The organism is Ureibacillus thermosphaericus (assembly GCF_012396605.1).
In the GTDB taxonomy this organism is placed as follows: Bacteria; Bacillota; Bacilli; order Bacillales_A; family Planococcaceae; genus Ureibacillus; species Ureibacillus thermosphaericus.
Genome location: NZ_JAAXPW010000001.1, coordinates 100,076 through 120,126, shown reverse-complemented (window position 1 = coordinate 120,126; position 20,051 = coordinate 100,076). Strand labels below are relative to the sequence as shown.

Genomic DNA, 20,051 nt, shown 5'->3' with positions numbered 1-20,051 from the left:
CATAAAAGGATATGCAAAAAAGACTCGAAGTGCAAGTAGATTAATCTTCGAGTCTTTCTTTATATTCCATATATCTGCGATGAACAGTTGCTTTACTTACCTCATATCCTAAACCTCTCAGAATTGAAGCAATTTCTTGGAATGTTAATCCTTTTTCCCGCAAATTGACAATTTCTTCAATCGGAACATCAATCCGTTCTCTCCCTTCACGTTTATGTTTATTTTTAAAATTCCGTTCAGGGCGATATCCGTTTTCCACTGCTCGACGCATTCCTCGTTTTATTTTGGCATTATGTATTTTCCGCTGATATTCTTCAACAATGGCTAAAATTTCTAACAGCATCGTATCCATTTCATTCATTGTTAATGGACCGGCATCATTAAGAGAATATATTTCTATATCGCTTTTTTTTAGCAAATGCAATACTGCAACGCGGGCATGTCCACGGCCTAAACGCGTTTCATCTTGAACGAAAACACTTCCAATATTGTGTTCCACAATATAATCCATCATTTCGAGCAATCCTTCTCGGTTTACATCATAACCGCTATGTTGATCTTCGAAAATGTTGACTACTTGAAACCCTAATTGTTGGGCATAGATTGAGAGTTCCTCTTTTTGTCGTTCTAATGAAGTTTCTTGCTCGTTTTTTTCAGTGCTTACCCTTGCATATATAACCGCTTTATTTTCTTTCATTGTCTTTTACAGCTACCTTTATTGATTGAATTTCTTCTTCATTCATCGCAATATAGATTGCATCTTTCGGAATAGGAATCATTAATGTCTCACCTGCAATGATATAATCAACGTTGATGTTGTTTTCCTTCGCTACTGTTCGAATCCATTCCTCCGTCGTCATATATCCTTTATAGCGATCTGCTAATGTCCAAAGCGTATCGCCTTCTTTAATTGTAATTTGTTCAAACGTCATATCTCCATCATCTGTAATGAAAATATAAGCAATAATGAGTAATGTTACAATAGATAGAATTTTAATATAATGATTCTTCTCTAACCAACTCATTTTCCGTTCCCCTTTTCTCGAATACTTGTTCGGAATATCTGTTCTTAATATAATACGAACGTACGTTTTTGTCAATAGGTTTTTCGAACTTGTGTTTGCATTGTTCGAGATGTGCTGTTATACTATATGTAAAATATGTAAAACTATTCACATTAGAGGTGACCAACATGGAGAAATTATCAAAAAGGCAAAAGGATATTTTAGAATTTATAAAAGAGGAAGTTCGAGCAAAAGGGTATCCTCCATCCGTTCGCGAAATAGGTGAAGCAGTTGGGCTTGCCTCTAGCTCAACAGTACACGGTCACCTTACGCGCCTAGAACAAAAAGGATATATTCGGAGAGATCCTACTAAACCTCGAGCAATAGAAATATTGGATAGTGACGAAGTGGTTCAAAAACAGCCAGTTGTCCATGTGCCATTAGTCGGTAGAGTAACTGCTGGTAGTCCAATTACAGCGATTGAAAATATAGAAGAATATTTTCCGCTACCTGCTACATACGGAACAAGTGAAGATCAGCTGTTCATGCTAGAAGTAATGGGAGATTCGATGATTGAAGCCGGTATTTTAGATGGAGATTACGTCGTTGTGAAAAAGGCATCTACTGCAAACAACGGAGAAATTGTAGTTGCCATGACGGAAGAAAATGAAGCGACTGTGAAACGATTTTATAAAGAAAAGAATTATTTCCGCTTACAACCTGAAAACTCTTCTATGGAACCAATCATTGTTGATAATGTCACGATTTTAGGAATTGTAGTTGGTTTATATAGAAAATTTCATTAATTACTAGAAAAAACTCGCAAACTATTCATCTGAATGCGAGTTTTCTTCATTATTATTCTTTTGTACAAGCAGCAACAAATGCTTTGAATAATTTTATTGCTCCTTCCTCACCATTAAAAGCCAGCTCTTCTGGATGCCATTGAACGCCGATGCAAAATGGTGAAGTTTTATGTTCTACCGCTTCCACGATGCCGTCGCTAGCCACTCCGACAATTGTCAGGTCTTCCGCAATTTCTTTTACAGCTTGATGATGGAAGGAATTCACTGCTATTTTTGTGGAGCTTACAACTTGCTGCAATTTACACTTATCTTGAAGATGAACAAAATGGGATGTTTCGGAACGATGAGAATTTTGGGTATGCAGAAGAATTTCTCTTTCATTTTGTGAGTAAATATCTTGGATAATTGTCCCACCTAGCGCTACGTTTAACACTTGCAATCCACGGCAAATTGCAAGAATCGGGATATTTCGTTGAAGTGCAATCTTTGTCCATTGAATTTCCCTTTCATCACGCTTTGTTACAACTCTCCCCAATTTAGGAAGCGGTTCTTCACCAAAAAGGATGGGATTGATATCTCCTCCTCCTGTGAGCAATAATCCATCGATTTTATTTATCAATTGCTCTCCATCTTCTTCTGCAATATACGGAAGGCAAATTGGAATTCCACCTGCATTGAGAATGGCTTGTACGTATGACTCATTTACCCGATAAGTTCCCCCCTCCCAATCCATTGTTATACCTATAATTGGTTTCATATAGTCATCCCCCTTGCCATTATATTATGTAATATATTTTATTATATTTGAATTGTATAGGAATATTTTGGAATTTTTTTGAGTATTCATTTTATGGGAGACTCTTTGCATAATCGTGAATCTTTACACAAGAGAAACGAATTATTTGCTCCTGATACTTCATATCTGCGCAAGTGGACACCCCTTTTATACACACATGTTGGTATTATTTGCACTTTATTCGCACAAGTGGCTGTTCTATCTACACAAGCAAGTACTCTATTCGCACATGTTTCAACTTTATCTACACGAGCGGACACTCTATCTGCACAAGCAAGTACTTTATCCGCACGAGTTGCCACCTTATCTACACAAGCAGACACTCTATTCGCACATGTTTCAAACTTTATCTACACGAGCGGACACTCTATCTGCACAAGCAAGTACTTTATCCGCACGAGTTGCCACCTTATCTACACAAGCAGACACCCTATACGCACGAGTTGCCACCTTATCTACACAAGCGGACACTCTATTCGCACATGTTGGTACCCTATCTACACAAGCAGACACCCTATACGCACGAGTTGCCACCTTATCTACACAAGCGGACACTCTATTCGCACATGTTGGTACCCTATCTACACAAGCAGACACCCTATTCGCACGAGTTGCCACCTTATCTACACAAGCAGACACCCTATACGCACGAGTTGCCACCTTATCTACACAAGCAGACACCCTATACGCACGAGTTGCCACCTTATCTACACAAGCGGACACTCTATCTGCACATGTTGGTACCCTATCTACACAAGCAGACACCCTATTCGCACATGTTTCAACTTTATCTACACAAGCGGACACTCTATCTGCACAAGTTGGTTCCTTATCTACACAAGCAGACACCCTATACGCACGAGTTGCCACCTTATCTACACAAGCAGACACCCTATCCGCACGAGTTGCCACCTTATCTACACAAGCAGACACCCTATTCGCACATGCTTCAACTTTATCTACACGAGCGGACACCCTATACGCACGAGTTGCCACCTTATCAAGCTTCAAAAACCTAACCTCACACACTATTGTTTTAACCCAAACAAAAAAGCACCACCCAAAATAGGTGATACTCTCCTTGATGAATTTTAATGAAACAACCGCCAATACCACCGGATGATTGTACCGCCGTAAAAATACACGATGACCGCTGCCAATGCAATGGACGGGCCAAATGGAACAGGAGTTTTGGGACCTTGGTTTCGCACCGATAACACAATCATACCGACAATCATGCCGATGACGGATGCTAAAAATAAAGTTAGCAAGGTTTTCAAAGTCCCTAAAACCAGACCGATTAAGAAAAATAGTTTAATGTCGCCGCCACCCATTCCTCCTTTTGAAATTACCGCTATCAAAAGCAATATTCCAAAACCTATCACCGCACCAAGAAAAGCATCCCACCACGGTTCAATCGGCGAAAGAATGCGACCTAAGATTAGCAATGGTAAAAAGAAAAGAAGCACTTTGTCCGGAATAATCATATATTTTAGGTCAGATACGACAATGATCACTAATAATGAAATAAAGAAAAGCGCAATGGCCAATTCAATGGACAATCCGAGCTGAATATAACTAAATGCAAACAGTAAACCTGTTGCAAGCTCTGAAACTACATAAATCGGCGAAATCTTCGCTTCACACGTCCGGCATTTTCCTCGTAACCATATGTATGAAAATACAGGAACTAAATCAATCGCAGTCAGTCGCCTTTGACAATTCGGACAATGGGATGGTGGAGTAATGATTGACTCTTTCTTAGGAATTCTTAGGCCTACAACGTTAAAAAATGACCCAAACACAATTCCAAATAGAAAGAAAAAAATTCCATACACAATTTCCATGTAAAGCGCTCCTCACAAAATCGATTGACTATTCATCTCCTTCATAATAGAAGGTTGTCACTTGAACAGTTGCTTCGATGCTATCCACTGGATCCTCAGCGAATTCATTTTCTTCCCCAGGCAGAGAAAAATCGATAATATCAATATGCATAATACGTTCTATTTTTTCAATTTCTTTAATAAAATGGACTAGATGCTGGAAATCTGGGGATTCCACATTGACTTCAAATGTAATTAATTTTAACTCTGGAGGTAAAGATTCTTTTGCAATTGTCGAAACAGGTCTTTCGTTTGAAGACGTTTCTTCCCCAGAGTCATCTACATTTTCACTGTCTTCTGTTGGAGCGTTAGGGTCTTCCAACTCGGAATTAGAAACAAGCGTATCGTAGTTGTTAAAATCAACCGATAAAATTTTTGTGCCCGATACATATTGAGTTTCTTCTATATTTAATATGAGATCATCTAAATTTCTTGTAGCAGGAACTTTCTGACGCATTTCAAAAAGCGTTGCTTCGTCAATGCTTTTACTAGCATTAACTTCCTCGATTTGTTGTTGAATTGTGGTAATTTCAGAGCGAGTCGAAGTAATGGACGATTCGAGTGAGGCGACTTCCTCTTTTTTTGGTAAAATAACATAATAATATACAGCAAATAACAGTGCTGCTACGAGGGCAATAATCAACAAGGTGGATGAATTTTTGCCACTAGTTAATTTCATCATTCAACACCTCCAGCAGCTAAATATTGTTGATTAATAAAGAGTGTAAATACTACTTCATATCGGGGGATTTCGTTGAAGTTCGTCGTGTCTTTCTCTTCCTCACGATCACTAGGATCAAAATGTTCAATGGAAGACACTTGCACATCTTGGAAATATGCACTTCCTGTTAGTCGAGACAAATAGTTCGCTATGTCGCTTAATGTTTCAAAGTCCATTGTTACCTCTGCTGTCTTTGCGTCAAATGTATATTCCCTTAAATAAGAATGTCCCGTCTGCAAACGAATCGTTTCATCGATTATGGGTGAAACTGGATACGAAATTGTCTCAACAAATTCAATGGATTGCTTTAACGAACCTGTGTTAACGGTCATGCTGTCGAGTTCTTCTTGCAATTGATTCCGCTCTGCAATCACTTGTTGTTCTTCGCTTCGCAAATGCGCAATTTCGCCTCGAATTTTAAAATATTGGAACGCAAAAAAAGCAACGAGAAGTAAAACAACAATTGTTAAGAGAATATAGAGATTTTTCGATGCGGACTGCCTTTTATCGACTCTCGGCAACAGGTTAATATCTGGAATCATGATTTAACCTCCTTTAAGGCCAGTCCCATTAACGATGCATGTTTTGCCTTCAATTCGGGATAATATTGTTGAATAAACGAATCATTAATTAATTGCATAGGTAAATCAAAACTTTGTTGCAGAAAAGAATGAATTTCATCAAGATAGGGGTTATCCCCCATGACGATGATTTCATCGACTCCCTTTTCTCCTTTATTTAAAGAGAAACGGAAGAAATTCATGATGCGATCGAGCTCTAACACCTGGTCTGAAATGAGCATGCGATAATCTTCAAACTCTCCATAATAGGAGAAGTCTAGTTGATGCTCACCCACTTCTTCCGCCTTCCATCGGCTCAAATCCGTATCAATGGGTTGAAAACGTTGGAATTCGACATTCCCTTTAGAATAAATCGTAATGGATAATTCATTAAGTAACCAATTTGTCAGCAAATAGGTTTTTTGTTCATTTAATAGATTCAACGATTCAAGCAATCGTAAATTACAGAGTGCCCGAACATCCGCCGCTTCCGGATGCATCGAAATATCTAAAAATAAATGTATGTATTTATTCACTTGTTCAGAGCTTGCGGCAAACAGCATCGCCTTGCCGTCCCCTTCTTCCGGGTCAAACACATCAATAAGGGGCTCTTCAAATGGGAGATGAATGGAGTAACCGATTTCCATTTCCGCATATTCTCTTAATTTAGTTGCTTCAATATCATTCGGATGTTCAAACGATTTTAATAGAATGAAAGAATCCGGAACGAGAAAACGAACATGTTGGTTTTTCCCACCCCATTTGGGAGCGTATTTTTTTAAGAGTTCATACAGAGTCAACTCATCTTTTACGTCAGATTCTTCAATTACCCCTTCTGGAATGGCAATCTCCATTACTTTCGCCTGCGATAGATCTGATCCCTTCATCACAAGGGAGCGAAGTACGTAATCATTGATTTCAATGGATACATGAGATTTTTTCTTTCTTCTAAACATACGCAGGGCTCCTTTGAATTATTTTCAAATACTATTAGACAGATATTTAATTACCTATTGAGACAACTAACCAAGTGCAGGTTAGTTGTCTTATAGGCAATTAAAAAAATTTATTCATTACCACCAGATTGACCACTGTTACCACCAGATTGAACTTAACTACCAGAAATTTCAGCACTAGTTCCACCATTAAATGCTTCTTTTGCGCTTCTCTCATCTTCACTTATTTTTTCAATCGTTGCATTGGTGAATTTAACTGTTTTTTCACCTGAGATTGTTGCCGTTCCATTTAATGTTAATGGCTTGCCATTGTTAACCTTACCACCTGACTCCCTTTTAAATGTTCCTAAATTTTCTACATAACCTGATTCATTTAACTCTTTAATTGCAACTTCCGTTTTAGAAGGATTATCTGTAAAATATATATTTGCTGCTTCCAGAATCATAATGGCATCCGCTTTTGCTGCTTTATATCTTGAATTATCAATGATATTTCCAATTGCCGGAACCGCAATCATCGCAACAATGGCCAAAATAACAATTACCGCTAATAATTCTACTAATGTTAAACCTTTTTCATTTTTCAAACGTTTTTTCAATAATTTTAACATATAAAAACCTCCTTTAGGATTAGTATGTAACTCGTTATGACTTAGTTCGGACTACACTTTTACCCGTTAACCTCACCCCCTTAAAATAGTCCGAAACTATTAATCTATTTTCCTACATTTGTTCATACAAGCTAAACATCGGCAAGAAGATTGCTGCAACGATTCCACCTACAATTACTGCCAGAAATAGAATCATGATAGGTTCAATTAACGACTTTAACGTATCCACATTGCGTTCCACTTCTGCCTCATAAAATTCCGCAACTTTTTCTAGCATATAATCGAGGGAACCCGTAGATTCTCCAATCGATATCATCGATGTGACAAGCGGTGGAAATAACCAACTTTTCGCTAAAGGTTCTGATAGTGGACTCCCTTTTTCAAGACTATCTCTTGCTTCTCTTACAACTTGTGAAATCACCGGATTCCCGACCACTTTTTCTACAATCGTTAGACTTTGCAAAATCGGTACTGCACTACTAAACAATGAAGACAAAGTGGATACCATCCGTGCAATAACAGATTTTTGCAATAGCGGACCAAATATTGGAAATTTCAACAATAAATAATTCATCGTATAGTGAAACTCTTTATTGTTTTTATAAAGGAAATAAAACAGCACAATTGCGATTACAAGAATACCAAGTACTACCCACCAAAAATTTCGTAACCAATCGCTAATTTTGATGGTGATGATGGTAACTGTTGGCAACTCTGCCCCCATGCTTTCAAAGGATTCAGTAAATGAAGGAACAATAAAGACCATCATAAATATGGCTACTGCAATAGTTAAAACAAGCAATATTAACGGATAAGTCATCGTCGATTGAATCTTTTTCTTTAAGTTGTATTGCTTTTCGAAGGTTGTAGCCAATTTATCCAAAGTAATATCCATATTCCCCGATACTTCTGCGGAAGCGATCATGTTAGTAAACAATTCGGGAAACACTTTCGGATGTTTTTTTGTCGCATCGGAGAAGGAAATCCCCGTTCGAATATCCTCCTCCACCATCTCCAAGGCTTTTTTTAATGGCTTGCTCTTTGTTTGGCGAGATAATATATTTGTAGAATCAACAATCGATACACCTGCGCGAATCAGCGTAGCAAATTGTCGGCAATAGATGACGAATTCCTGGTTTTTTACTTTTCCCCCACCGAAATTCAGCTCTTTGTCAAGGATGCTCGACGATTGATTGACTTCCCGAGGGTTGATGCCTTTCTCCCGAAGTTTTGCAATCGCAGCTTTTTTACTTGTTGCATCGATTTTGCCTTTTATTACTTGACCTGTTTTCGTCCTTCCTACATACCTGTAAATGGTCAATGGTAATCACCAACGTTCATGTAAGGTTTCACTTCCTCAAACGACACGATGCCTCTTGAAAGCAACTCTTGAATTGAATGTTGCAACGTATGCATGCCTAGTGCATGGCTCGTTTGCATGATATTTTGAATTTGGTGAATCTTTTCGTTGCGAATTAAATTTGTCACTGACGGCACAGCCACAAGAATTTCGGTTGCTGCTACACGGCCGCTTCTATCTTTTCGAACGAAAAGTCGTTGGGAAATTACTCCTTGCAACACATTAGCAAGTTGATTGCGAATTTGATTTTGCTGATGTGGTGGAAAAACATCGATAATACGATCAATCGTTGTCGGTGCACTGGATGTATGAAGTGTACCAAACACTAAATGCCCTGTTTCTGCAGCAGTAATTGCAGTTGATATCGTTTCTAAATCCCGCATTTCTCCAACGAGAATGACATCTGGGTCTTGACGAAGAGCAGCTCTTAGTCCTGTTGCAAAATCTTTTGCATCAATTCCAATTTCCCGTTGATTGACAATGGATTGATTATGTTGATGAATAAATTCAATCGGATCTTCTAGCGTAATGATGTGTTTTGCCTTCGTTTCGTTGATATGGTGAATCATTGCTGCCAACGTAGAAGATTTACCAGAACCTGTAGGCCCCGTTACGAGCACAAGTCCTTGTGGTTTATCCGCCAAATCATATAACACTTTCGGCATTCCGAGCGATTCAATGGTCGGGATTTTCGTTGGAATTAATCGAAAAGCTAATGCTGGTGCATTTCGTTGATGATAAGCATTGACACGGAATCGAAAATTTTCGTTAAAAGCGTAATTAAAATCTGCATCTCCTTTTGAACGATATTCTTCTAATTTGTTATCCGGAATAATAGCGTTCACCATGTCAATAATCTCTTCAGCAGTCAACTCGGAATCTCCAAACCTTTCTAATTGACCGTGAATTCGGTACACTGGTGGAGTTCCAACCGTAATGTGTAAATCTGAAGCATTGTATTCATAAGTTTTTTGTAGTAAATCTTGGATTGAATACCCCATGGCATATCCCTTTCTATTCGACCGTTGCTACGCGTAGTACTTCTTCTGTAGTTGTCAAGCCATTTAATACCTTTAAAAATCCGTCTCCAAGTAAAGTTCGATAGCCTTCCCGCTTCATGTAGTCCATGATGGTTGGAATTCCTTTTCGTTGTAAAATGTAATCTCTCACCGTACGATTAATTGGTAAGATTTCATGAATTGCAATTCGGCCTTTATATCCCGTGTGGTTACATGCGGGACATCCTCGACCTCGAAGCACCTTATCAATTTGCAATCCTTCCCTAGAAAAGATTTCCTTTTCTCGAAGGGTTGCAGATACTGTTTCAGCGCAGTCGCGACATACCCTTCTTACTAATCGTTGTGCAATAACTCCTACGACGGAAGAAGCGATTAAAAACGGTTCAATTCCCATGTCCTCAAGTCGAGAAATCGATTCAACGGCACTATTAGTATGAAGGGTGCTTAAAACTAAGTGACCAGTAAGGGACGCTCGAGTTGCAATTTCTGCTGTTTCGGTATCCCTTATCTCCCCAATCATTACAATATCTGGGTCTTGACGGAGGATGGATCGCAACCCTGCCGCAAATGTTAAACCAACCTCTTCTTTTACTTGAATTTGATTGATTCCCTCGAGTCGATATTCCACTGGATCTTCAACGGTAATAATGTTTACCCCTTCTTGATTAAGTTCAGATAAAGCGGCATACAATGTCGTCGATTTACCTGAACCGGTTGGACCGGTGATTAACACGATGCCATTTGGTCTTGAAATCATGTTACGGAATAATTGTTCGTTTTGTTTACTAAATCCTAATTTATCGATATTTGTAGCCGCATTGCTTAAATCGAGAATACGCATAACGATTTTTTCACCGTAAATCGTCGGCAATGTCGATAAGCGAATATCCACCGGCCGGAAATTAATGGTCGTTTTAATGCGGCCGTCTTGTGGTATACGATTCTCAGTAATATTTAAATTCCCCATAATTTTAATGCGGGCTGTCACCATGTTTTGCATATGTTTTGGAAGTGAACGCTCTGTTCGAAGCACACCATCTACCCGGTATCTTACGCGAAATTCCGTCTCTTGCGGATCAAAGTGTATATCACTCGCCTTTTGCAATACCGCATTGGAAATTAATTGGTTTACTAATCGAACAATCGGTGAATCGTCATCGGTAATTTGCTGATCTACCGTTTCCGATGCAGCAATGTTTAAATCGGCCATCGCCGCATCCATCGATTCTTGTAAATCATAATATTTAGCAATTGTTCTGTATAAATCATCTTTCGCAGCTATCCCCGTCTCGATGTGACATCCGGTTGCCATTCGAACTTCTTCTATAGCAAAGTAATCCATCGGGTCAGCCATTGCGATAAACAATCGATTTTTATCTCGGCGAATAGGCATAATTTGAGCTCGTTTTGCCAACTCTGCAGGCACTAACTGAAGTACTTCTGGATCGATTCGATATTGGCTTAAGTTTACATGAGGAACACCTAATTGAAACTCAAGCACTTCAATTAATTGTTGCTCTGTTAAAAAATTTTCTCGAATTAAGAAATCCCCTAATTTTTCGTTGCTTGATTTATTTTTTAGTGCGTATTCAAGCTGCTCAGGTGATATAACCCCTGCTTCTACGAGCAAATCCCCTAATCGCTTCCGATTTTTTGTAATCATTTTGCCCTCTCCTTTCTATGGAGTTACTAAATTTCCGCCTTTATCATAGTAACTTCCAGGAGGCAACCTATCCTCGAAATTATGATTTTCAACTTCGTAACGGTCGTCATAATCCGGTAATCCATCACCATTTAAATCCACATTCTCCACGAAATTAAAGCTTGATAAATTACCTTGTTCTTCCATCACATCGCTGTTTTCAAAAACTGGTTTTTTTGCTGAAATCAAAACAATACGATTTTTTGGAGGATAATAATCTCTACTAATCTCTTGTATTCTTTCGTCCCCATTTTTGGAAATTTTTCTCGAAACCGTTACTCGAAGCCCTTGTTCTCCTTCCTGAATAAGCTTTGTTGTTCCCATTGGTAAATCGTTTGAATAGCGGTTAATAATTCGAGGATTAATAGATTGTTGGTGAACAGAAATGTGAATAGTTGAATCTTTTACAGCAGAATGTAACGCTACTTTTAATTGGTCATCTTCGACTGTTGATTTAAGTAGATAAGGATGTTCAGAAACATTGACAAATTGCAAATCTTTTTCGGAAAATGCATCTACATATACATCCATTCCTGGTTGCAAATAAGTAGGAATTTCTTTTTGAGAATGTCTCTCTAAAATATCAACTTCTCCTTGCAATACGGTATTGTAAATTAACGAGCTAAAGAAATTGAATCCTTCCAAATTTGCCTCATCTGTTAGATTTAAACTCTCGAAATAGGTTAATAGAGAGAATGGTTCGTTTGGTTTTAATATATAATCGTTTAACGATTCTGCTAATGCTAGTACGCCTCTTGCTTCAGTTGGAATTTGTTCAATGGACAATGCGATTCTTTCATTTTCAAGTAGAGTCGTATCGATAACAGTAGCCTCTACTTCATGAGATTTTAAATAAGAAGCTCGCATAATAACTTGATTGTATGTTGCTTCTATGTCCCAAATCGAAATATTGGAAAGTCGATTTTTTATAACTTCACTGTCAGAAATGTAAAGAGGTAGATGAACGACTTTATCCGATGTCCAAAATAAGAATAATGGCTTGACTATTAAATTTTGATAGTTTGCTATCGAACTTTCAATGTCAAATTGTATTTCTTGCGGATCAATTGAAAGTTCCGCACCGCCACCCTTGATGATAATTGGTTGTGATTTCCATTCAACAATTGCACTTTCTAGTATTTCTTTAATTTCATCTTCTTTTAATCCAGAAACGCTAACTCCACCAATTGTAGAACCGTTCGTTTGTTTTCCATCTGCAAAAGCTTTTAGTGAAGTTTGCATCAGAATCAATATGCAAATCATTGCAATAATCACTAGGATGAAGGTGAATGCTTTGTGAGATTGTAAATATTTCAACGTATCCACCTCATTACACAACACTTTTTGTACCAATATTAATCATAATTTACTATATCTCATAGTAAATAATCCCCTAATCAAATTCACACAAAATAGGATACATTAATTTACAATTTTTAGTATGATTCTTTATACCTATTTTCCTTAAATTTTTTTGTACAATAAATTTATAGACCAAAAATCATCCATTTTACTGGAAATTTTTTATTTTATAATATATATCCATTCCAGATAAATAATAGTTCCCTTCTACTATAATTATATTTTTGATTACCTTTGTTATATGTATATAAGATTTGTAAAAAATGTTTCATTTTTGTTACAAAAACAATATGTTATGATTCCATAATGTTTTGTAAGCAAGATAAATCAAAACATCAACATATTGTGACAATGAAAGCACAATTCACTGACTTCTATGGCATTTTTCAACGTTTTTCATTACATTGAAATTAGAATTCATTCTACATGATAAGTAGGTGCTTATAGTGAAATATCTATTCAATCAAAGAGGCGGCAAATCGCTAGTTGTTACAGTAATCACGATTTGTGTACTTTTTCTTATTTCAGGCGGTGCAATGATTTATTTTACAATTAAAGATCGAAATATCGAATTTTCTGAAGAAGTGATAGCTGAGGCTACAAGGGTGGCAGAAGCGGAACTTAATAAAGCCTATGCTGTTGCGGAACAATATCCATTTGAAAAGCGATTCGAAGCAATCCAATCAATCGGCTATCGCGAACCAAAGGAAGGAGAATATGCCATCTTCACCTTTGAAAAAGAATATAAAGAAGAAGATGAATTTTACGTTATTTTAAAAATGAAACCACATGCTGAATATGAAAATCTTACAAGAGTTTATGTTTCAGTTTTTGATAAAGAAAACGGAGCACTTATTGTTGAAAAAGAAAATGTTTTGAAATGGGAAGCGGAAGGAAAGGAATAAAAAAAAGGGGGCTGTCCAGAAAGTCGAACACTTTCTGAACAGCCTTACTTCTTATAGTAATCTTCTCTTAAAAACTTTGTTCCTGCAGTGGTCACATCAAACACGCCTCCTCGTCGCAATTTATCTGCGGCGAAAGCTTGTGCGACAGCCGCAATTTATCTGCGGCGAAAGCTTGTGCGACAGCCGCAAAGGGGGCGTCTTGAAATGACTTTTCAGACGCCCCCTTTTTTATTGGATTGATTCAATATTAATATAAACATTTTAAGGATCTCTAATGAGTGAGCAGAAAAAATCACTTTATTGTCAATATTTCAATAGAAATGTAATTTTCTTCATTTATCCTTCACATATAATGATATTGAATAAGAAAATTTTACTACTCATCCCTTAACGTGAAAATATATTGTTTTATTACACACAATGACATTTATTGTTGCAAACAAACTGGATATTAAAAATGTGAAAAAAAAAGAAGTGGAACGACCTACACTCCAAAAGAAATTATTACTAATTTCTAAGTCATAAATGTGAGTTCATAACATTTTTATAACTTTATACCCATTTTCAACCACCTATTACATTTGTATTATATTAATAATTAATCTTAAAACTTTTCTATTTAAAATATGTCTTTATTACTACTATTTCATCAAATCTGAAAGTTTACTCATAAAATACACTGAAAAAGATTTCTTCAATATTTGGCATCATTCATTCAATAAATAATATCACTGCTACTCAAATCCATACTTTATGCATTCGTTTTTCATTGATCAATCTCTATTCATCAAAGACATTTTTTGTTGTTATGACAGGTAGGTGAAGAAATTGTATTTAAAAATTTTTAATATTATTAAGAATAATCAAGGTTTTTCGTTAGTTGAAGCTGTCGCATCAATTGTTTTAATTACAATCGCTTTACTTAGCTTTTATTCATTATTCATTTCTTCGTTTAATACTGCTAATTACAATAATGACAAGTTAATTGCTATCAATTTAGCTGAAGCAGAACTTGAAAGAATAAAGTTATCTCCTTTTGAAACCGGTAATTTACCCCCAGTAGATCATTCAGTAAATTATAATCAAACTATTCGAAAAACAAAAGAAATATATTCGGGCGGCGATACTTACGACCTCGAAATTATTGCAACACAAAATAACAAAGAAAAAAACAACAAATTAATTAACGTTATTGTTACTGTCGAATATAACGGTAAAAAAAGTACTGTAGAGGGGTACGTAATATATGAATAATCAAAGAGGTCTCACTTTGGTTGAGCTACTTGCAGCAATCATAATTTCCAGCTTTGTACTTCTTTTTTCTACTACCCTTTTAATAAATTCTTTTAAAACACAAGAAAAGGTAACCTCCGAAATTGCTATAAGGGACGCAGCGGATTTTATTATGTCGAGTCTAATAAAAGAAATATATACCTCAAAAAATTCAGAATTTAAATTTATAGAAGATCCTGGTCACAATAATTATTATCTTGAAAAAATTGATGATTCTTCAACTATTACTGGATTTAAAAATGGGCAAATTTATTTAAATGGTTCAACACTTCAATACAATGATGTAATCGTTGAAGTTGTATGGGAAAAAAGCGATATTGAGTACACTGAGGATACCAATCTTAATCGTACATATACTATCATGTTGACTTTACAATCTACCAAAAACAATTTTGAAAAAACCTTTAAAACTGAAGTTCGATCAATCAATGATCTTAAAAAAGAAGAAGAGGAGGGTTAGTATGTTAAAAAAATATATTAACAATTCACAAGGATACACCCTATTCCTTACCTTTGCGATTATCATATTATTTTCAGTAATAGCTTTTTCATTAGTTACATTATCAATGAACGGGACCGTAAGAAACACTACTCGCGAAGAAAGTGTTCAATCATTAAATTTAGCAGAAAAGGGTTTAGATTATATTGTAAATGATATCAATACTAGCCTTGCCGATTTTACAAAAAGCGGAAAATCAAAAGATGATTTTATTGATGAGTTAGAAAAATATGACAAAAATCATCCGAAATATCGATGTACATTCGACTCTAATGGGAATCTTATTAGCGGATTAGTCGTTACAACAAGTAAGGCTTCCGATCAATCTATCGCTTGTATTAAAGATGTACATCCAGTTTATGATGAAGACGGGGAATTAAATGTATTAAAAAGAAAATTAGAAATAGTAAGTATTGGTAATGTTAATGGGAAAAGAAAACAATTAACAACATTTGTAGAAATTGGAGCAGATAAAGTTCCTGAACAGTTAAAATATGCACTCACTTCACAAGGAAATATTCATTTAAACGGTGCGGTACAAATAACTGGCGATCTAAGGTTTAACGGAAGCTTAACCACTTACGAAAAAGCTCATATAATAAATAATTCTAGTCACTATTGGGTTGAAAGCTTAAAGCCAAGTATGAAATCAACAAGTAAACGTAGTAGCCCAAAAATTGTAGTAGGTAATAATAGTAAATTTTATCAAGTGGTAGACAAACTAACTAATAGTCAACGTTACGATGGGATTCACTTATTGAATAATAGCGTATTAAGTAACATCGAAAAAGATAAAATAAGCGATTTATTTGATACTAGCGTATTTGATACTGCTCCTTCGATTATAACTACCGATTCAGAAATAAAACCAGTGGATATAGAGAGTAAAAAATCTGCTTATAAATACGAAAGAAATTCACCTAATACAACAGATTTACAATCAATTTCAGATAGTTACAACATATCAAGTGGTACTTATAAAGGTAATAGATACTTAGTTTATACAGAAACTTATTTAGATTGGTGTGGATTATTCCTTTGTACAAAAACAAGATACTATGAACCAAATAATACAAAAACCTTTGAATTAAACGGTAATTTTGAGTTTGATCGCCTTGCTACTAATGCGAATTTAAGAATTAAAGGTGGAGATAAAACTTCTACAAAAGTCAATATAAACGATACTTTGTATGTAAATGGTGATTTAACGATTACAGGTAAAGTTGAACTGCAAGGTAGTATCTTTGTGAATGGAAAACTCATTATTAATAATTCTGACTTATCAGCTAATGCATTAATTTATGTAAATGGTCAATCAGGAGTTGATATTCAATATTCGAAAATAAACAGCCTTACTTACAAAAATGATAATGGCGAAAATTCAAATGGTACGTTAGTTATTTTCTCAAAAGGAAAAGTAAAATTAGCTAATAATTCATTATGGTCTGATCATGATAATCCGAGTGAAATTTATGGTTATCTTTATTCAGATCAAGAACTTGAAATATACGGTGTAGGATCCAATATGAAAATCCATGGCGGTATTTATGGGAATAGAATTACTTTACATGCTATCAGGGGAAAATCTAGTGAAAGTTCGTTTTCGAATAGTAAAAAATATGGAAGCGATTATTTCTTAATAAGTGAAAAACAAGATGATTATGATACTTACAATTCGTATCAATATCCGAATGATTCTCGCTGTAGTTATCCGAATAAAAATAACCAACAAAAATGCTATAAATACCACTCACGTTTGCAAGTTCATTATAACGAAGATGTAGTTGCCACATATCTTCAATTAAATCGAACAGAAGAACTAATCTACAATGTTGACATACCGAGATATATAGATAAACAAATGTAAAAATGTAAAACAGCAGCCAATAGATAATTCTGAGGCTGCTGTGTTTGTATACTTAACTAATTAATACATTTTCAAATAATGCTCTCTCTCCCACGGGTGAACTGTGGAGCGGTACATTTCGAATTCGATTTCCTTCGCTTCTTTAAAGTTTTGGTAAATATGTGGTCCAAGTGCGTTTTTCACCACTTCATCCTGCTCTAATAAACGAAGGGCATCATCTAATTGTGCTGGTAAGTTTTCAATTCCATTTTCACGACGCTCTTCTTCTGTCATGATATAGATGTTTCGGTTAATTGGTGCTGGCGGCGTTAATTTATTTTTAATTCCGTCAAGACCAGCCGCTAAAATAACTGCCATTGCTAAATATGGATTCGCTGATGGATCAACAGAACGCACTTCAATACGTGTTGACACTCCGCGAGAAGCTGGTACACGAATTAATGGAGAGCGATTTTGTGCAGACCAAGCGACATATACAGGGGCTTCAAACCCAGGTACTAAACGCTTGTAAGAGTTCACTGTTGGATTTGTAATGGCCGTAAAGCTTTGTACGTGTTTTAATACACCAGCCATAAATTGCATCGCCGTTTCGGATAATCCAAGTTCTGTTGATGGATCATAGAATGCATTCTCATTTCCTTTGAATAAAGAAACATTGCAGTGCATACCTGACCCTGCTTCACCGAATAATGGCTTCGGCATAAACGTTGCATGTAATCCATGTTTTCTTGCAATCGTTTTAACTACTAATTTAAATGTTTGAATATTATCACAAGCAGTAATTGCGTCTGCATATTTAAAGTCGATTTCATGTTGTCCTGGCGCCACTTCATGGTGAGACGCTTCCACTTCGAAGCCCATCTCTTCTAACTCTAATACAATATCGCGGCGGCAGTTTTCTCCAAGGTCAGTTGGAGCTAAATCAAAATATCCACCATGGTCGTTAACTTCTAAAGTAGGTTCGCCGTTTTCATCCAATTTAAATAAGAAGAACTCTGGTTCAGGCCCTAGATTGAAATCGGTAAAGCCCATTTCTTTCATTTCTTTAATAATTCGTTTTAAGTTTGTGCGAGGGTCACCTAAGAATGGTTCGCCATCAGCAGTGTAAATATCACAAATAAAACGAGCTACCTTCCCTTTCCCAGTTGTCCAAGGGAATACCATGAATGTATCTAAATCCGGATATAAATACATATCAGATTCTTCAATTCGCACAAATCCTTCAATGGAAGATCCGTCGAACATCATTTTATTGTTCAATGCCTTATCCAATTGGCTTACAGGAATTTCCACGTTTTTGATTGTTCCTAAAATATCAGTAAATTGTAATCGGATGAATTTTACTTCCTTTTCTTCTACTAAACGATAGATATCTTCTTTTGTATAACGACTCAAAAAATCCACTCTCCTAATTATGTTAACTTTGCTTTGAGGATTGTTATTGATAGAGCCTATTAACGTCTCCATAACGCAAGGAAGGTTTTTGCAAACGGGATTGAGCAATCTTCATTTCTTCCCGCAAAATGCTGCGGATTTTATCTTCTGATAGTTCTTTTCCGATTTTATTATGCTCATTTTCCTCTTTTTTCATTTCAAAGACTTTTTTGATTCCCGCAATGTTTAAACCTTGTTCAAGTAAATCTTTAATTTCTAGCAGTTGATCAACATCATTTAATGAAAACATTCGTTGATTGCCTTCTGTACGATGTGGACGAATTAAATCATGTTCTTCATAATAACGAATTTGGCGCGCCGTAAGATCCGTTAATTGAATTACCGTACCAATTGGCAATAAAGGCATAGATTTTCGAATTTCACTCGTCCGTTTCTTTTGATTTGACATGTCACTCCTCCCCAATGAGGAAATTTTACTACCTGTCATTTTATTTGTCAATGTCATGTTAGAAAACCTAACATCAGTAATTTATTGTATATTCGAGATAAATTGCCATTTATCCTAAGAAAAATTGTTTATTTTTTATTTTGACGCAAAACAAAAAAACTGTGGGAAAATTGATTGTCATTTTCCACAGTTTTTTCCTTTATCATTATCCTTTTTTCAATCGGTAAATCAATTCTAATAAATGGATAAATAAATTGATAAAAACTAAATATAAACTCAAAGCCATCTTTACAACTTCATCTTCTTTTACATAATGATTCCGAATTAAATTAAAATCATACACAGTGAAAAGAGCAAATACCAATACGATTAAAGCTGCAATAAATATATGTACTGCACTGCTAACTGAGATAAAGAAATAAATAAGGGAAAATATAATAACAATAAGTAAAATTGCCACTAAATACATTCCCCAGCTAGAAAGATCCCGTGGTATATTTAATCCCACTAACGCAAGTATAATAAATAGAATTACCGTTCCGAAAAATACGGAAAGCAAAAATGCTGCTCCTAGTGCCTCTATAAAAAACTGACCTAACCAAAAGAACATAATACCTGTTAAAAATGGAACAGTATATAAAATTCCACCCGCTAAATATACATTGCGTACAAAAACGACGACAATTAACAAGATAATATTCATAATTGCAATGGGCAAAACAATTGAAGATGGCAATAACATTCCAATCAATAAACCAATGGCCGTTAAACCCCACATTAAAGCAAAATGTTGTAATACAAGTCTTAAATGATGGGCGTACATGTAAACAACTCCGTTTATCTTATTTAGTTCAATATATT

General features: G+C 35.8%; 21 protein-coding genes. 5 read left to right on the top strand and 16 right to left on the bottom strand.

Annotated elements, in window-relative coordinates; translation table 11 throughout:
- Positions 1-40 precede the first annotated feature (40 nt).
- Both HF990_RS00605 and yneA read right to left on the bottom strand, forming a co-directional pair.
- Entirely contained in the window at positions 41-697 is a 657-nt protein-coding gene (locus HF990_RS00605) for a YneB family resolvase-like protein (RefSeq protein WP_016836872.1), read from the bottom strand.
- The gene (gene yneA, locus HF990_RS00600; RefSeq protein ID WP_016836871.1) at positions 684-1,025 is read right to left on the bottom strand and encodes a cell division suppressor protein YneA; all 342 of its coding nucleotides are present in this window, start codon (positions 1,023-1,025) and stop codon (positions 684-686) included. Before yneA ends, HF990_RS00605 begins: the two co-directional genes overlap by 14 nt.
- Positions 1,026-1,192: 167 nt before the next feature.
- Here yneA and lexA point away from each other — a divergent pair, with 167 nt between their 5' ends.
- On the top strand, positions 1,193-1,810 hold the full coding sequence (gene lexA / locus HF990_RS00595) for a transcriptional repressor LexA (RefSeq protein WP_016836870.1): 618 nt from the start codon (positions 1,193-1,195) through the stop codon (positions 1,808-1,810).
- A gap of 52 nt (positions 1,811-1,862) precedes the next feature.
- Here lexA and HF990_RS00590 read toward each other — a convergent pair whose 3' ends face one another.
- From HF990_RS00590 to HF990_RS00540, 11 genes are all read right to left on the bottom strand, one after another.
- Positions 1,863-2,567 carry a gamma-glutamyl-gamma-aminobutyrate hydrolase family protein gene (locus HF990_RS00590; protein WP_168411740.1) on the bottom strand — a complete coding sequence of 235 codons (705 nt, stop codon included), beginning with the start codon at positions 2,565-2,567 and terminating at the stop codon, positions 1,863-1,865.
- Positions 2,568-2,945: 378 nt separating this feature from the next.
- The gene (locus HF990_RS00585) at positions 2,946-3,617 is read right to left on the bottom strand and encodes a hypothetical protein (protein WP_168411739.1); all 672 of its coding nucleotides are present in this window, start codon (positions 3,615-3,617) and stop codon (positions 2,946-2,948) included.
- An 80-nt stretch (positions 3,618-3,697) separates the two neighbouring features.
- Positions 3,698-4,453, bottom strand: a complete 756-nt coding sequence (locus HF990_RS00580) for a prepilin peptidase (RefSeq protein ID WP_168411738.1) — start codon at positions 4,451-4,453, stop codon at positions 3,698-3,700.
- Between the two features lie 28 nt (positions 4,454-4,481).
- Positions 4,482-5,174: a potassium transporter gene (locus tag HF990_RS00575; protein ID WP_168411737.1), complete on the bottom strand. Its 693-nt coding sequence runs from the start codon at positions 5,172-5,174 to the stop codon at positions 4,482-4,484.
- Positions 5,171-5,755: a hypothetical protein gene (locus HF990_RS00570; RefSeq protein ID WP_168411736.1), complete on the bottom strand. Its 585-nt coding sequence runs from the start codon at positions 5,753-5,755 to the stop codon at positions 5,171-5,173. Before HF990_RS00570 ends, HF990_RS00575 begins: the two co-directional genes overlap by 4 nt.
- Entirely contained in the window at positions 5,752-6,729 is a 978-nt protein-coding gene (pilM, locus tag HF990_RS00565; protein WP_168411735.1) for a type IV pilus biogenesis protein PilM, read from the bottom strand. Before pilM ends, HF990_RS00570 begins: the two co-directional genes overlap by 4 nt.
- Before the next feature lie 155 nt (positions 6,730-6,884).
- Entirely contained in the window at positions 6,885-7,340 is a 456-nt protein-coding gene (locus HF990_RS00560) for a type II secretion system protein (RefSeq protein ID WP_184656201.1), read from the bottom strand.
- Between the two features lie 112 nt (positions 7,341-7,452).
- Positions 7,453-8,661: a type II secretion system F family protein gene (locus HF990_RS00555; protein WP_168411734.1), complete on the bottom strand. Its 1,209-nt coding sequence runs from the start codon at positions 8,659-8,661 to the stop codon at positions 7,453-7,455.
- On the bottom strand, positions 8,658-9,701 hold the full coding sequence (locus tag HF990_RS00550; RefSeq protein WP_168411733.1) for a type IV pilus twitching motility protein PilT: 1,044 nt from the start codon (positions 9,699-9,701) through the stop codon (positions 8,658-8,660). The genes HF990_RS00555 and HF990_RS00550 overlap by 4 nt, the downstream gene beginning before the upstream one ends.
- A 13-nt stretch (positions 9,702-9,714) precedes the next feature.
- Entirely contained in the window at positions 9,715-11,382 is a 1,668-nt protein-coding gene (locus HF990_RS00545; RefSeq protein ID WP_168411732.1) for a GspE/PulE family protein, read from the bottom strand.
- A gap of 15 nt (positions 11,383-11,397) precedes the next feature.
- A complete protein-coding gene (locus HF990_RS00540) occupies positions 11,398-12,738 on the bottom strand; it encodes a VanW family protein (RefSeq protein WP_168411731.1) in 1,341 nt (446 codons plus the stop codon).
- A 491-nt stretch (positions 12,739-13,229) separates the two neighbouring features.
- Here HF990_RS00540 and HF990_RS00535 point away from each other — a divergent pair, with 491 nt between their 5' ends.
- The 4 genes from HF990_RS00535 to HF990_RS00520 all read left to right on the top strand — a co-directional run bounded on the left by HF990_RS00535 (position 13,230) and on the right by HF990_RS00520 (position 17,347).
- A complete protein-coding gene (locus tag HF990_RS00535) occupies positions 13,230-13,688 on the top strand; it encodes a hypothetical protein (RefSeq protein WP_168411730.1) in 459 nt (152 codons plus the stop codon).
- Positions 13,689-14,516: 828 nt separating this feature from the next.
- Positions 14,517-14,942 (top strand): type IV pilus modification PilV family protein, encoded by a 426-nt coding sequence (locus HF990_RS00530; RefSeq protein WP_168411729.1) that lies wholly within the window; start codon positions 14,517-14,519, stop codon positions 14,940-14,942.
- On the top strand, positions 14,935-15,441 hold the full coding sequence (locus HF990_RS00525; RefSeq protein ID WP_168411728.1) for a PilW family protein: 507 nt from the start codon (positions 14,935-14,937) through the stop codon (positions 15,439-15,441). Before HF990_RS00530 ends, HF990_RS00525 begins: the two co-directional genes overlap by 8 nt.
- A 1-nt stretch (position 15,442) precedes the next feature.
- Positions 15,443-17,347: a hypothetical protein gene (locus HF990_RS00520; protein ID WP_168411727.1), complete on the top strand. Its 1,905-nt coding sequence runs from the start codon at positions 15,443-15,445 to the stop codon at positions 17,345-17,347.
- Between the two features lie 60 nt (positions 17,348-17,407).
- Here the strand turns inward: HF990_RS00520 and glnA are convergent, their stop codons facing one another.
- The 3 genes from glnA to HF990_RS00505 form a co-directional block, all read right to left on the bottom strand.
- Positions 17,408-18,742, bottom strand: coding sequence for a type I glutamate--ammonia ligase (gene glnA, locus HF990_RS00515; protein WP_016836853.1), 1,335 nt, complete (start codon positions 18,740-18,742; stop codon positions 17,408-17,410).
- A 43-nt stretch (positions 18,743-18,785) separates the two neighbouring features.
- Positions 18,786-19,190: a MerR family transcriptional regulator gene (locus HF990_RS00510; RefSeq protein ID WP_016836852.1), complete on the bottom strand. Its 405-nt coding sequence runs from the start codon at positions 19,188-19,190 to the stop codon at positions 18,786-18,788.
- 205 nt (positions 19,191-19,395) lie between these two features.
- A complete protein-coding gene (locus HF990_RS00505; RefSeq protein ID WP_016836850.1) occupies positions 19,396-20,013 on the bottom strand; it encodes a Bax inhibitor-1/YccA family protein in 618 nt (205 codons plus the stop codon).
- Positions 20,014-20,051 lie beyond the last annotated feature (38 nt).

Coding starts and splice junctions, on each gene's coding strand:
- HF990_RS00605 (WP_016836872.1), bottom strand. CDS start 697: ATGAAAGAAAATAAAGCGGTTATATATGCAAGGGTAAGCACTGAAAAA.
- yneA (WP_016836871.1), bottom strand. CDS start 1,025: ATGAGTTGGTTAGAGAAGAATCATTATATTAAAATTCTATCTATTGTA.
- lexA (WP_016836870.1), top strand. CDS start 1,193: ATGGAGAAATTATCAAAAAGGCAAAAGGATATTTTAGAATTTATAAAA.
- HF990_RS00590 (WP_168411740.1), bottom strand. CDS start 2,567: ATGAAACCAATTATAGGTATAACAATGGATTGGGAGGGGGGAACTTAT.
- HF990_RS00580 (WP_168411738.1), bottom strand. CDS start 4,453: ATGGAAATTGTGTATGGAATTTTTTTCTTTCTATTTGGAATTGTGTTT.
- HF990_RS00575 (WP_168411737.1), bottom strand. CDS start 5,174: ATGATGAAATTAACTAGTGGCAAAAATTCATCCACCTTGTTGATTATT.
- HF990_RS00570 (WP_168411736.1), bottom strand. CDS start 5,755: ATGATTCCAGATATTAACCTGTTGCCGAGAGTCGATAAAAGGCAGTCC.
- pilM (WP_168411735.1), bottom strand. CDS start 6,729: ATGTTTAGAAGAAAGAAAAAATCTCATGTATCCATTGAAATCAATGAT.
- HF990_RS00560 (WP_184656201.1), bottom strand. CDS start 7,340: ATGTTAAAATTATTGAAAAAACGTTTGAAAAATGAAAAAGGTTTAACA.
- HF990_RS00550 (WP_168411733.1), bottom strand. CDS start 9,701: ATGGGGTATTCAATCCAAGATTTACTACAAAAAACTTATGAATACAAT.
- HF990_RS00545 (WP_168411732.1), bottom strand. CDS start 11,382: ATGATTACAAAAAATCGGAAGCGATTAGGGGATTTGCTCGTAGAAGCA.
- HF990_RS00525 (WP_168411728.1), top strand. CDS start 14,935: ATGAATAATCAAAGAGGTCTCACTTTGGTTGAGCTACTTGCAGCAATC.
- HF990_RS00520 (WP_168411727.1), top strand. CDS start 15,443: ATGTTAAAAAAATATATTAACAATTCACAAGGATACACCCTATTCCTT.
- HF990_RS00510 (WP_016836852.1), bottom strand. CDS start 19,190: ATGTCAAATCAAAAGAAACGGACGAGTGAAATTCGAAAATCTATGCCT.
- HF990_RS00505 (WP_016836850.1), bottom strand. CDS start 20,013: ATGTACGCCCATCATTTAAGACTTGTATTACAACATTTTGCTTTAATG.